This window comes from Streptomyces sp. NPDC059668 (assembly GCF_042734135.1).
GTDB lineage: Bacteria > Actinomycetota > Actinomycetes > Streptomycetales > Streptomycetaceae > Streptomyces.
Window position 1 is genome coordinate 480509 of the sequence record NZ_JBHWEL010000001.1, and the last position, 13218, is coordinate 493726.

At 71.2% G+C, this 13218-nt stretch carries 10 protein-coding genes and 1 pseudogene; 5 read left to right on the forward strand and 6 right to left on the reverse strand.

Features of this window, described 5'->3' with window-relative positions; genetic code table 11:
* Positions 1-93: 93 nt before the first annotated feature.
* On the reverse strand, positions 94-984 hold the full coding sequence (locus tag ACFV2J_RS02135; RefSeq protein WP_385091362.1) for an LLM class F420-dependent oxidoreductase: 891 nt from the start codon (positions 982-984) through the stop codon (positions 94-96).
* A gap of 337 nt (positions 985-1321) precedes the next feature.
* On the opposite strand from ACFV2J_RS02135, the gene ACFV2J_RS02140 reads away from it, so the two are divergent.
* Positions 1322-2776, forward strand: a complete 1455-nt coding sequence (locus ACFV2J_RS02140; protein ID WP_385091365.1) for a multicopper oxidase family protein — start codon at positions 1322-1324, stop codon at positions 2774-2776.
* A gap of 109 nt (positions 2777-2885) precedes the next feature.
* Here ACFV2J_RS02140 and ACFV2J_RS02145 read toward each other — a convergent pair whose 3' ends face one another.
* The gene (locus ACFV2J_RS02145; protein ID WP_385091368.1) at positions 2886-3038 is read right to left on the reverse strand and encodes a hypothetical protein; all 153 of its coding nucleotides are present in this window, start codon (positions 3036-3038) and stop codon (positions 2886-2888) included.
* Between ACFV2J_RS02145 and ACFV2J_RS02150 the strand changes: the two are divergent.
* Positions 3032-3229 (forward strand): annotated as a pseudogene (locus ACFV2J_RS02150) (NAD(P)-binding domain-containing protein); the annotation flags it as partial. The gene ACFV2J_RS02145 and the pseudogene ACFV2J_RS02150 overlap by 7 nt on opposite strands.
* Positions 3230-3257: 28 nt before the next feature.
* Positions 3258-3578: a hypothetical protein gene (locus ACFV2J_RS02155; protein WP_385437037.1), complete on the forward strand. Its 321-nt coding sequence runs from the start codon at positions 3258-3260 to the stop codon at positions 3576-3578.
* 199 nt (positions 3579-3777) lie between these two features.
* Here the strand turns inward: ACFV2J_RS02155 and ACFV2J_RS02160 are convergent, their stop codons facing one another.
* From ACFV2J_RS02160 to ACFV2J_RS02170, 3 genes are all read right to left on the reverse strand, one after another.
* Positions 3778-7533, reverse strand: coding sequence for a S8 family serine peptidase (locus ACFV2J_RS02160; protein WP_385436974.1), 3756 nt, complete (start codon positions 7531-7533; stop codon positions 3778-3780).
* A 284-nt stretch (positions 7534-7817) separates the two neighbouring features.
* Complete coding sequence (locus tag ACFV2J_RS02165) at positions 7818-8816, reverse strand: LuxR family transcriptional regulator (RefSeq protein ID WP_385091373.1); 999 nt, start codon at positions 8814-8816, stop codon at positions 7818-7820.
* A 119-nt stretch (positions 8817-8935) separates the two neighbouring features.
* Positions 8936-9889, reverse strand: a complete 954-nt coding sequence (locus ACFV2J_RS02170; RefSeq protein WP_385091376.1) for an RNA polymerase sigma-70 factor — start codon at positions 9887-9889, stop codon at positions 8936-8938.
* Positions 9890-10063: 174 nt separating this feature from the next.
* Between ACFV2J_RS02170 and ACFV2J_RS02175 the strand changes: the two genes are divergently transcribed.
* On the forward strand, positions 10064-10549 hold the full coding sequence (locus ACFV2J_RS02175; protein WP_385091379.1) for a carboxymuconolactone decarboxylase family protein: 486 nt from the start codon (positions 10064-10066) through the stop codon (positions 10547-10549).
* A gap of 88 nt (positions 10550-10637) precedes the next feature.
* On the opposite strand, the gene ACFV2J_RS02180 is transcribed toward ACFV2J_RS02175, so the two are convergent.
* Positions 10638-12116, reverse strand: coding sequence for an MFS transporter (locus tag ACFV2J_RS02180; RefSeq protein WP_385097860.1), 1479 nt, complete (start codon positions 12114-12116; stop codon positions 10638-10640).
* A gap of 91 nt (positions 12117-12207) precedes the next feature.
* On the opposite strand from ACFV2J_RS02180, the gene ACFV2J_RS02185 reads away from it, so the two are divergent.
* Positions 12208-13008, forward strand: coding sequence for a TetR/AcrR family transcriptional regulator (locus ACFV2J_RS02185; RefSeq protein ID WP_385097863.1), 801 nt, complete (start codon positions 12208-12210; stop codon positions 13006-13008).
* Positions 13009-13218 lie beyond the last annotated feature (210 nt).

Below are 13218 nucleotides of genomic sequence, written 5' to 3' on the forward strand. Positions count from 1 at the left end.
CGGGTCTCTCTCGCGGGCGCGGTGCGCCCCGGCCGCCCCGCCCCCCCCCGCGCCCGCGCGCCCCCGCGCACCCCCCCCCCCGCGAACCGTTCTCTACAGCTCGTCGGCGAACGCCGCGGCCAGCTCGCGCCATTCGGCCCGCGGCAGACCGGCTCCGCTCTCCTTGGCGGTCAGTACCTGGAGGGCGATGTGGTCGGCGCCCGCGTCGAAGTACTCGCGGCTCCGGGCTCGTACGCGCTCGGTGTCGCCCAGGGCGAAGACGGCGTCGAGGAGGCGTGCGCTGCCGCCGTTCTCGAAGTCGGTCTCCGTGAACCCGAGGCGCAGCAGATTGCTGGTGTAGTTGGGCAGTTGGAGGTACATCGCCAGCATGGTCCGCGCGGTGGTTCGAGCCCGGTCGAGGTCGGTGTCGAGCACGACCGACAGCTCCGGGGCGAGCAGCGCGTCGGGACCGAGTGCCTCGCGTGCCTCGGCTGTGTGCTCGGTGGTGACGAGGTAGGGGTGCGCACCCAGCGCCCGGTCGGTGGCGAGCTTCAGCATCTTCGGGCCGAGCGCCGCCAGGACCCGACGACTGCGATCCACGGGTGGGGCGGCGGCGTCGAGGGCGTCGAGGTAGGTCACCATCGCGCTGTACGGTTTGGCGTACTGGGGCGCCAACTTTCCGTGGCTGACGCCGAGTCCGAGGACGAATCGGCCACGCGCGCTCGCGTCGAGCCCCGCGATCCGCGCCGTCACCTCCTCGGCCGTGTGCTCCCAGATGCTCAGGATGCCGGTGGCCACGGTGATGGTGCGGGTGGCGTCGACGAGAGCCGTGGCGTCGTCGGGTGACGGGCTGCCCCCGAGCCAGACGGTGCCGTACCCCAGATCCTCGAGCTCGGTGACCGCCTCCGCGATCGCCTCCTTGCCCGCGTCGTCGACCCGCGAACGGTGCAGGGCACCGCTCCAGATACCGATCCGCCCGAATTCCTCACGTGTCTCAGAAGCCATGTGGTGATCAACTCTGATCCCGCCCCCGGTGTTCCCTGCCGGACCACGATTCATTCGTATGGGCGCGGTGCGGGACGCGCCTGCCCGGGGCCAGGGCAGGGGGCCCAGGAAAGGGCCGTCGCCGGAGCTGCCGCCATCCGTGTGGAAGCGCGCGGTTCTTGGGCGGTTGCCGCCGCCTCGCGGGCGTGGCGCGCCGGGCAGGGGTGCCCCGCGTTCCTAGATTCCCGCTGACGGGCCGACGGCGGACCGTCGAGGCTTCGGCTTCCCCGGGCGTGGCTCCGCCCGGTCGCTCGGCTCGCCTGGGAGTGATGTGACCCGGTCCTGTATCCGTTCCTCGTTGGCCGGGCCCGTCGCCGGCCTGCTCCTCGTCACCGGCTGGCTGGCCGGCTGCTCCGGCCGGGCAGAGGGCGGACCGTCCCATTCCACCCTCCAGCCCGCGCCGAAGGACGGCCACGGTGTGGCGCCGGGCCCGCGGCTTCAAGACCCGCCGGAACTGGTCAGCCGCGACGGCCTCCTGAAGGCCGCCATCACGGTCGAGCGCCGCAAGGTGCGGGTGGGTGACCGTCAGCTGTACGCCACCACGTACAACGGGGCCTACATGCCACCCACTTTGCGAGTACGGCCCGGCGACCGTATCGACCTCACCATGACCAATCACGTCGACGAGGACACCAACGTGCACACGCACGGTCTCCACGTCTCGCCGCGTGCCCCCGCCGACGACATCTTCATCGCCATCAAGTACAACCGCTCGTACCACTACGCGTACAAGCTGCCGCTCAACCACCCGACCGGTACCTACTGGTACCACTCGCACGCGGACATGATGTCCGCACCGCAGGTCGCCGGCGGTGAGTCGGGCGTCATGGTCGTCGAAGGCCTGCGGCGGTACCTGCCCCCGGCGTTGCGCGGCATCACCGAGCACACGATCGCGCTCAAGGACTTCCAGGTACAGGGCGATGCGATCAAGACCCACCCCCTTCACATCGGGGCGCCCACCAACCGCACCGTCAACGGCCAGCGGAACCCGGTGATCAGCATCCGGCCGGGGGAGACCCAGCTCTGGCGGCTCGCCAACATCGGCGCGAACATCTACTACAAGCTGCATCTGCCGGGTGCCCGCTTCCACGTCATCGCCCAGGACGGCATCCCCGTGCGCAGGGCTTACGACCGGGACTCCCTGGTCGTCGCGGCCGGCGCACGCTTCGACGTCCTCGTCCAGGGAGGCCGGCCCGGCACCACGCGGCTGGAGACCCTCCCGTACGACACCGGCTCAGCCGGAAACAACTTCCCCCGTGCCGACCTGGCCACCGTCGTCAGCAGCGGCAAGGCCATGAGCCGCGACGCTCTGCCGACCGACTTCGCGCCGCACGAGGACCTGGGCCACGCGACGATCGCCGCCCGCAAGACCGTCGCCTACACCGAGAACGGGCCCGGCACGAAGTTCTACATCAACGGCCGGATGTACGACCCGCGCCGGATCGACTTCACCTCGGCCCTCGGCAGCGTCGAGGAGTGGACCATCCGCAACAAGACGAAGGAAGACCACTCCTTCCACATCCACACCAACGACTTTCAGCTGATGAGCCTCGACGGGAAGGCGCAGGACCCCCTCCACGGCTGGTACGACACGATCAATGTGCCCGCGCTCGGCGAGGCGGTCGTCCGCATCCGCTTCACGGACTTCACCGGCAGGACGGTGCTGCACTGCCACATCCTCAACCACGAGGACATGGGCATGATGGCCGTCCTGGACATCGTCTCGCCCCGCCGTAATCCCCCGGGCACGTGATGCCGTCCCCAGGGCGGGTCATGTCCTGTCTTGGGGACGCACGGGTCGGGCGATGACCGGTGGCTTCGACGCCGGTGGCGCCCGGAGGTGTCCGGTTGCGGCGGGGTGGTCAGGTGACCGTGCCCAGGGCCGCGCTGACACCGGCGATGATCGCTCCGCCCATCGCGATGGAGACGAAGGAACGCAGGAAGCCGGTGCTGAAGAGGCGCCGGCGAATCCAGGCCAGTGTCACCAGCTCCACGGTGATCGTGACGAGTGCCACGACGAGCGCCGCGCGGTACTGGGGGATCAGGAACGGCAGGGCCCGACGGGTTCCTGGCGGATGCCGCTGGGCTGATCTGGGTGCAGATGGCGACCGTCGGTGCCGAGTGGACGGCCCGCTTCGCGCGGACCGCCGCCCGCCACCAGGTGACCTTCGTGGACGCCCCGGTCTCCGGCAGCGAGGGGCCGGCCCGGGCAGGGCAGGGCAGGGCAGCTCACCGTGCTGGCCGGCGGCACCGACCGGATGCGGGACGTCCTCGGCCCGGTGTTCGGCGCGCTCGGCGGGGCCACCGTCTGGCTGGGCCCGGCCGGCGACGGCACCAAGGCCGAACTGGTGCTCAACAACTGGCTCGTCGGTGCCTCGTTGGCGGAACGCCGCGGCGAGGCACGCCGACGACGATCTGGCCGCGGTGTACACCACCGCCTGACCCGGCCGGCACGAGAGAGCATGCGGCGACGTGAGGCTGTCGGGACCGACTCCCCGAGAGGACGCGGGCCCACCACCGGCGAGGTGTCCGCCGAGCCGCGTGGTCACGCGTGAGACGTCGGAGCGGGAGCGGGTGAAAGGGGACGAACGCGCAATCCCCGCAAGGGGGTTCGTGGAGGGCGGCGCGTCCCGGCGCCATGGGCGAGGGTCAGGCGTGCGTGCCCCGCGGAGCGCCGGCAGCGAACACCGCGGAGCCCCCGTTCGCGAGAGGGCGAACAGGGGCTCCGCGGGTCGTGCCGACCGCCCGACCCGCCTACTTGAGGCCGAAGGCGCGGATCAGGGTCTGGCTGACGCTGTTGCCGTTGGCGTCCCGCGCGGTCGTACGCAGGCTGGCGAACCTCGCCTTGGAGGGCGCGTCGAGCGAGGTCTTCCAGTCTGTGCCCGAGTGGCGCGGCGCCGTCCGGTGCCAGGTGGCACCGTCGTCGTAGGAAACCTCCAGACCCACGGTACGGAGCGAGGCGGCGCCCGTCGCGCCCTTGAAGTGGGAGGGCGTGACGGTCAGCGTGCTCCGGCGGCCCGCCCGGCCGGAGAGGTCGGTGGCCACCGCGTAGTCCAGCTGGATGAGCGGCAGGGGGCTGAGCACCCTGTAGTCGGTGGTGGCGGAGGTGAATCCCCACTCGGTACGGGTCCGGGTCGAGTACGGCCTGCCCGGCAGGTCGCGCTTCCCCTCCACCACGATCCGGTACGGCAGCGATTCCGCCGGTACGCCTTCGACGGTGACGATCCGTTCGTTGGCCTCCTCGCCGAGCAGTCGGTCACCCTGGTAGAGGGAGATCTTCGAGGTGTCCCCGTCGGCCCAGACGACGCCCGCGTGGCCGGCGGAGTCACCCCACGCGGTGATCGACGACGTGCTGATGACATCGCCGATCCTGAAGGGGGAGTGGTGGACGGTGTCGTTGAGGAGCCGCGGGTGCTGGACGGGAGAGAGCCAGACCTCCCCGGATGTGCTGCGCCCCTTGTACGAGCGTGGCGAGCTCTGCTGGCCGAGGTCGCTGGCCGAGACCTGGGTCAGCCATGAGACACCGGGATCGGCTGTCACCCACGAGGTGAGGGTGCCCTGGGCGGGGACGGGGGTGGCGTTGCTGTTCAACGGGAGACCGGAGTCGACGGTCAGGTCGTATCGCACCTGTACGGCGTTGCCCTGCCTCGTGTCACGGAACGATTCGTCGATCCTGGCGAGTTCGCCCGGACCGGGCCGGTACGTCAGACTCCGGGGGATCGCGCCGTCGTAGTGCCGCACCAGGTCGTACAGATAGTGAGGCCGAGGGTGCGAGACCACCTTCAGCTGTCCCACTCCCGGCCAACGCAGGCTGTTTCGCAGGCGGATGCTGTCATCGGTGCCGAGCGAGGCCACCGGCAGCGGTGCGGCGTCGGGGAGGTCGGCCCAGGGATCGAACTTCCCGTAGCCGTCGTCGAGGATCAACAGCAGCTTGGCGCCGAACTTCGCGGCGGCCGCGGCCTGGTCCGGCGCGGACACGGAGTCACTGCGGCGGACGACCGCCACCTGCCCACGGATTTTGAGCCTGCGGAAGTCCGCGGCCGAACCGTCCCCGGCCCACACGGCCCGGTATCTGGTGCTGCCCTCGGGCAGCATGGGCGACAGGCTCTGCACGACGGCGCTCTCGTACGTCTGGGAGCCCAGTGAGAAGGTCAGTGGCCGCTCGATCTGCCGCCAGCGCGTCGCGAAGGTGTAGGAGCCCTGCGTCACCTTGGGTGTAGCGGCCGCCCAGAGGCTGTCATAGCGCCAGTACTCGGGCATGTAGCTGTCGAGGAACGGGAGCACATCGCCGTTCGACCGGTACTGGTCCACCCGCATAAAGCTGTTGGCGGTCGGCTGCGGCGTGAGCGCCGCGGCCCGGTGGAGGTCGGCGGCGTCGAAGTGGAGCGCCCGGTCGTCGCCGAGGTCGATCTCCGGAGCGGAGAACAGGCCCAGGCCCAGGGTGTGCGTGCCGTCGATGCCGGGGACATCGGCGTACAGCCAGGCCGCGTAGGTGCTGGGCACCAGGCTGAGGTCGAGGGTGCCCGAGGAGTCGACGGTGTACACCTTGGGAACGGTGTTCCGGTCGATGTCCTTGAGCACGAGGGTGCCGGGCAGCCCCTTGCCCTTTCTGTCCTTCGCGGTGACCGACAGCTTGACGCGCCGGCCCTCCTTGTTCACGCCGACCGGGGTGCGGGCACGGACCGTGCCGTCGGGGCCGGTGGCGGTGAGCTGGCTGGTGTAGGCGCCGTTGTCCGCGGCCCGGTCGAGGTGGGTGATCACGCCGACCGTCGCCGTGCCGTGCGCGGGCACGGTCGGACGGGAGTCGGTGAGGGTGAACAGCCCGTCGGGGATGTTGTCCGCGACGAGACCCAGGTCCAGGGTGACCGGCTCGGCCGCGACGTTGGTGTAGGTGACGTCCCTGCGAACCGTCCCGCCGGGCGGGTACGGGTAATGGACCTGGGCGAAGGCCGAACCGGAGGCGATCACGGTGGCCCGCACGGCCGCGGCGATGTCGAGCCGTCCGCTGCCGCCCTGGTAGGGGCTGGACTGCCGGGTACCGGCGGTGGTGCCGACCAGCGCGTCCTTGAGCCGCCGTCCGTTCCAGTCCGGGTGCTTCGCCGCCAACAGGGCGGCCGCGCCCGCGACATGGGGCGTCGCCATGGAGGTGCCGCTCATGGTCTGGTAGGCGCCCTCACCCTCCGGCGCGTACTGTGACCTGGCCGCGAGGATGTCGACGCCGGGCGCGGTCAGATCGGGCTTGACGGCGTTGTCACCGACGCGCGGCCCGCGGCTGGAGAACTCCGCCAGCTGGTCCACGCCCTTGCCCGGGCCGTTCACCGCGCCGACCGTCAGCGCGGCGTCCGCCGCACCCGGCGCGCCGATGGTGTACGCCTCCGGGCCGGAGTTGCCCGCGGCGATGACGAACAGCGCCCCGGTCTCCTCGCTGAGCCGGTTGACGGCCTGGCTCAGCGGGTCGGTCCCGTCGGTGGGATCACCGCCCAGGCTCATGCTGACGATCTTCGCGTGCTGGTCGCGGGCCGCCCACTCCATGCCGGCCAGGATCCACGAGTCCTGGCCGCTGCCGTCGTTGTCCAGGACCTTGCCGATGTGCAGCGAGGCGCCCGGAGCGACACCCTTCTCCTTGCCGTCGGACGCGGCGCCCGTGCCGGCGACGGTCGAGGCGACGTGGGTGCCGTGGCCGTGCCGGTCGGTGACGTCCTGCCCCGGCACGAAGCTCTCCGACGCGGCGATCCGTCCCGCGAAGTCCGGGTGGGCGGCGTCGATCCCCGTGTCGAGCACGGCGACGTCCACGCCCTGGCCGGTGTCACCGCCCGCCCAGACCTCGGGCGCGCCGATCTGCGCGGTGGTGTCGGACAGCGTCGCCTTGGCCTTCCCGTCCAGCCACACCTTGGCGATCCCGCCCGACAGCCTCCCGGACGGCTGCGTTCTCGCCGCCGAGCGCGCCCCTGCCGAGGTCCCCGTGGTGCCGGTGAGGGAGGCCCAGAAGTCCGTCGTCCGCGCGTGCTCGGCGGATATCGCGGCGCCCTGGACGCTGCTGAGCGTCAGCGTCCTGCGCGCGCCGGCCGGCACCTTCGCGCTGCGGGCACGGGCGGCGGCGTCGGTGTAGGTGACGATCAGCGGCAGTCGGTCACTGTGGCCGTCGTCGTAGCCGTCCTTGAGCAGTTCGTCGACGTTGAACAGCCGCTCGTCGAGTGCTCCTGACGCGATGTAGGGCAGCGCCGCGTCGGGGTACACGTAGGTGTCGGGGCCGACCGACATGACATGGGCACCGGTGGGCCTGCCCTGCGGATCCGAAACGGTCGCGCTGGTACGGCCGTTGCTGACCGTCACCGCGACCTTGTCACCGGTGATCAGCGTGACGGTACCCGTCACCTGCGGACGTCCGGCGGCGGACGGGGTGGAAGGGGTGGGCGTCCCGGCCGACACGGCCGGGCCGGTGGTCGTCAGCGCCACGAGGACGGCGACCGCGACGGTCAGCCCGCGTCTGGGCGACGGAGGTATGCGCAAGGGAGACCTCAAGAGCTAGGCGTGCGAAAGATGTCCGTAGTCAGCCAGTGTTTTCCCTCGCTGTAAAGAACTCGCCATGTCCCTTGAGTGCCATTGTCCTCAAGTGGACAAGTGGCGCCGTGGCCAGGGGATTTCCCCGCGCGGACACGGCTGGGCGGCTCGTCCGGACAGGCAGACGCTTCCGTGTTCGCGAGGTGATGAGCCGTCAAATAGCTTGGCGTAAATGTAGGTTGCCTTACCGAGTGAGCGGCGCCGTTGAGTACGCCGCGAAGGCGTCCGTGCGCTCAGACCCAGTTGCGGCGAGCCGCCGCGACGCCCGCGCCGAACCGGCTGGTCGTCCCCAGCTCCGCGTAGAGATCCTGGATGCGCCTGCGCAGCGTCCGTGACGAGATCCCGAACTGGCGGGCGATCGCCTCGTCCTTGACGCCGGCCGCGAACAGGGCCAGGAGATTCCGTTCCTCGTCCGTGGGCTTGCGGTCCTCATCCGGGAGACCGGCCGGCAGCGGCACCTGGGCATCGGGACCGGGGTCGCGTGCCAGTGGGGACGCGACCGCCCAGTAGCGCTCGAAGAGTTCCGCGAGAGCCTCCAGCAGCGGAGGCGCCTCGGTGTAGAGGCACTCGGTGTTCCCGGCGGAAAGACTCAGTGACACCAAAGCGGCCGAGCGGTCGGCCATGGAGAGCTTGATCGGCAGCGTCGGCGTGATCCTGGCTTCTTCTCCTCTCGACACCAGACTGCCCAGTTCCGGCCACCCGCCGTCGGCGACGAAGCTGGAGGCCGCGTAGACGGCGCGGACCCGGACACCGCGGCCCACCACCGCCTCGTCCAGCGGCGCGTTCGGGGCCAGCAGGAACGGGGGACGGTCGAGGGAACAGATCTCGGCGCGCGCGGCCTGCTTCAACCGGTAGTAGCGGTCGCCGACCACTTCCGGCCCGCTGATCACGAGGGTTCCGTGGCCACCGTTCCTGGCCCGTCTGGCGGAGTCGAAGATCGCCCCGAGGGAGCCCGCCGCATCGCGCACGGAGGCGAGTTGGCGTTCGCGTGACTCCACCAGCGCCCGCAGTGCGTGCCGCGGATCCACGGTGAGGAACTCTCCCGAGGTACGTCGGGTAACCAGTCCGAAGCGGTGCAGCCGTTCGACCAGCGCCAGCCCTTCCTGGTACGTCACGCCGAGTGCCGCCATCACGTCCTCGACGGTCCCGCCACCGCGCGCCAGCAGGTGCCGATAGGCCTTCTCCGCCTCCGAGTCCACCCCGACGAGATCCAACGGCGCAGCATCCTCCATCGAGAACCTCCAAGTCACCGACCGCCGCCTGCGAAAGCCGATCAAGAACGTAGCAAGCGTGTGTGTCGGCCAGTGACCGGATCCCGCCCCTCGGACGCCCCGCGCGGACACACTGGCCCTCAGCGACGCAGCAGCGTCTCCTGCTGCATGTGCGACAGCTTCTCGGGATTGCGCACGGCGTAGAGCCCGGTGATGAGGCCGTCGTCGATGCGCACCGCCAGGACCGTGTCGATCACGCCGTCGAGCCGCAGGACCAGCGCGGGGCAGGCGTTGACCAGCGCCGGGCGCAGCGACGCGGCGGCGTGCCTGCCTCCTCCGCCGGTCAGCAGGCGGGCCACCTTCTCGGCCCCGACGACGGGACGCAGGACGGCCTGCTTGATCCCGCCGCCGTCGCCGAGGAAGACCACGTCCGGCGCGAGGATGTCGAGCAGCTTCCGCAGGTCGCCCGTCTCCGTGGCCCGTCGGAAGGCGTCGAGCGCGTCTCTGGTCTCGGCCGGGGAGACGATCTCCCGCGGCCTGCGTTCCGCGACGTGTGCCCGTGCCCGGTGCGCGACCTGACGCACCGCGGCCGCGCTCTTGTCGACGGCCTCGGCGATCTCGTCGTATCCCAGGCCGAAGACCTCCCGCAGCACGAACACCGCCCGCTCGGTCGGTGTCAGCGTCTCCATCACCAGCAGCATCGCCATCGAGACGCTGTCGGCCAGTTCGACGTCCTCGGCCACGTCGGGCGCGGTGAGCAGCGGCTCGGGCAGCCACGGACCGACGTACGACTCCTTGCGGCGCCCGAGCGTACGCAGCCGGCTCAGCGCCTGCCGCGTGGTGATCCGGACCAGGTACGCGCGCTGGTCCCGCACGGTGCCGAGATCGACACCCGCCCACCGCAGCCAGGTCTCCTGAAGGACGTCCTCCGCGTCCGCGGCCGAGCCGAGCATCTCGTAGGCGACGGTGAACAGCAGGTTGCGATGGGCGACGAACGCCTCGGTGGCGGGGTCCGCCCGGCCGCCGTCCGCCCGGCTCCCGTCCGCGCGCTGTTCGGTCGTGCCCTCCGTGAACCCGTTCCGCTCGTTCCGCACCGGCCGCTCCCGTCTGTTCACCTCGTGTGGGTGCCACGCACACAGGACGCCGGTCCCCGCGCTCCTGTGACACCCCTGAGTGGTGGCGCACGTCACACGACCGGCCCGTCACAGGGATCGGGCCGCCGGCATCTCGTGTTCGTTCAGTGCATCACCACGAGTGAGGACGACATCATGGACGCACGATTCAACCTGTTCGACAACGAGATCGCCGCCAAGTTCAGCAAGCGGTTCGCCAACGCTGCCCTGGTGATCCACCAGTCGCCCCTGCCGAAGTCCACCCAGGAACTGGTCTCGTTGCGCGCCAGCCAGATCAACGGCTGCGGCTGGTGCGTCGACCTGCACACCAAGGAGGCCGCGGCCGGCGGGGAGAGCGCGGTGCGGCTCCATCTGGTCGCCGTCTGGCGCGAGTCCACCGTGTTCACCGAGGCGGAGCGGGCCGCGTTGGCGCTCGCCGAGGAGGGCACCCGGCTCGGTGACGCCCGGCACGGTGTGTCCGACGAGACCTGGGCACGGGTGCGCGAGCACTACGACGACGACCAACTCGCCGCGCTGGTCTCGTTGGTCGCCCTGATCAACGCGGCCAACCGGCTCGCCGTGATCGTGCATCAGAAGGGTGGCTCCTACGAACCCGGCATGTTCGCTGCCGCGTTGAAGTGACCGGGGGACGAATCCGGCCCGGCCCGGGACCGTGTGGTCCCGGCCGGGCCGGCCCGGTTCGCGCGGGAGCGGGGGAAGGGCTCTGCCGTCAGTGGTGTGACGGAACGTCAGGAGCCGTCCTGGGGGTGGGGCGGGCCGGGAATCCGGCGGAGACGACGAGCCCGATGACGGCGGCGGCGACGGCTGCCCCGGCGCAGACGGCGAAGAGGACGCGGTACGCGGTGAGGGAGGGGAGTTCGAATCCGCCGATCCGCAGGGTGACGGCCGACAGCAGGGCACCGCCGACGGCGCTGGCGAGGGAACTGCCCAGGCTGCGCGCGAGGGCGTTGATGCCGTTGGCGGCGGCGAGTTGAGGCAGGGGAGTGTGGGCGTTGATCAGCGAGGGCAGGGCGGCGTACGCGACACCGGTGCCCGCTCCGATGACCGAACTGCCGAGGACGACCTCCCAGAGCGCGTCGACCGCGACGATGCGGAACACCAGCCCGGCCGCGATCACCAGTGACCCGACGGTGAGAACGCGCGCCGCCCCCCAGTTGTTGATGATCCTGGCGGCGACGGGCGCGAGCAGGAGCATGAGGACACCGCTGGGCAGCAGGCACAGTCCGGCGGTGAGGACCGAGGACCCGAAGCCGTAGCCGGTGGCCGTGGGTGCCTGCACGTACGAGGAGGTCCCCGTGAAGCTGGCGAACAGCGCGAAACCCACGAACATCGCGGCGACGTTCGTCAGCGCGATGGCCGGGCGCCTCAGCGCCGACATGTCGATCAGGGGGTTGGACACCCGGGACTCGGCTGCGGTGAGGGCCGCGAGTGCCACGACGGCCACGGCGAACAGGGCGATGACGCGGGCCGAACTCCATCCCCAGGAGCTGCCCTGGGAAATGGCCAGCACCAGGCAGGCCAGGCCGGTCGTGAGCAGGATGATGCCCGCCCAGTCGATCCGCCGCTCGTGCGAGGCGGGCGGTTCGGAGACGAGGGCGAAGATGAGCACGCCGCTGATCACCGCTCCGCCCGCGCCGATCCAGTAGAGGATGTGGTAGTCGGCGTTGTCGCCGATCAGGCCGGCCAGTGGCAGCCCGAGCGCGCTGCCGATGCCGAGCATCGCGCTCACCAGGGCGGTCGCCGAACCGCGGCGCTGTTCCGGCAGGACGATGGCGAGCAGGCTGATACCGAGGGGGATCGCCGCGGCGGACAGTCCTGCCACCGCGCGGCCGACGAGCATGACGCCGAAGTCCGAGGTCAGCGCGTCGATCACCGAACCGACAGCGAGCCCGCCGAGGCTGATCAGCAGGACGAGGCGGCGGCCGAACATGTCGGCCAGCCGGCCGAGCACCGGCACCGAGACCGCGGCGACCAGCAGGGTCGACGTCAGCAGCCACTGGGCGTCGCCCGTGGTGGTGTGCAGATCGGTGGTGAGTGTGGGGAGGACCGGGATGATCAGCGTCTGTGCCAGCGCGGCGGCGAGTGCGCCGAGTCCGACCGCGATGATCTTGAGGTTCGTCCCCGGTCCCGGCCGCGCCGGGCTGTCCTGGTCATGAGGCGAAAGGGGGTCGAGGCTCGTCCCGGTCATCCCTGCGTCCTGCCCGTCCTGAGTAATGCAATCGGGTGATTACATCGGCGACCCTAGGGGTGGCCGGGCGGCCAGTCAATCGGTTGATTGCATGAGCGAGGATGGAGTCATGGACACCACCCCGCCCACCCCCACAGGGGAGCCCCGCCCCAGGGACGCCGAAGCCACCCGCCGTGCGCTGCTGCGAGCGGCGCGCGGACGCTTCACCGTCCTCGGCTACGACCGCACGACGACACGCGACGTCGCCAACGACGCCGGAGTCAACCTCATGCTGATCAACCGGTACTTCGGCGGCAAGCCGGGCCTGTTCCAGGCGGTCGTGGCCGCGTCGCCCGACCCGCTGGCCGAGGACGAGTCCTCGCGGGGTGACATCGTCGACGACTTCCTCGACGGCCTGCGCCCCGACGCGTGGCCGGAGTTCGGCAGTCACCCCATGCTCCTGCTGCTCCGCGACAGCAGCGTCGACCAGGAGATCCAGGACCTTCGCACCCTCGCCATGGACAAGGCGGTCGCCCGGATTCTCGCCTCGGGACGGGGTGACTCAGGGGGCGCGGCCGCGGAACCGGGCCCCGAGACCCGGTTGCGCGCCCAGTTGGTGCTGGCCCTGTTCAGCGGGGTGGTCGCCCTGCGGTCGATGGCCCCCGTAGAGCCGTTGGCGTCCGTCGAGGCGGACGACCTCCGCTCGGCCCTGGAGGACGCGATCGACGCGCTCATCGGGTCGGCGCCCGGGGGTTCCCGGCGTTCCCGAAGTTCCCGGCGTTCAGGGGTGAGCGAGGAGACGCCGTCCGGGTCCGGCGAACGGGCCGCCGACCTCCCGCCATGCGACGGCATGGATCAGTCGATGCCCGATCCGCCCGGGCCGGACCCGTCCGGGCGTCCGTCACGCCGGTGAACCGGTGCTCCTCACACGTCGTCCCGCCGGGCTGGTGACCGGCAGCCGACGTAATGCGCGGTTCTCGCCGATGCCACCGCTCGCAGAGCGGCGTGTCCGCGCCGCGGCCCCCCCGGGGGGGGGGCGCGGGGGGGGGGGGCCGGCCCGGGGGGGGCGGGGGGCGGGGCGCGCGGAGCGGGCGCGCGGCCGGCCCCCCGGCCGGGGGGGCGC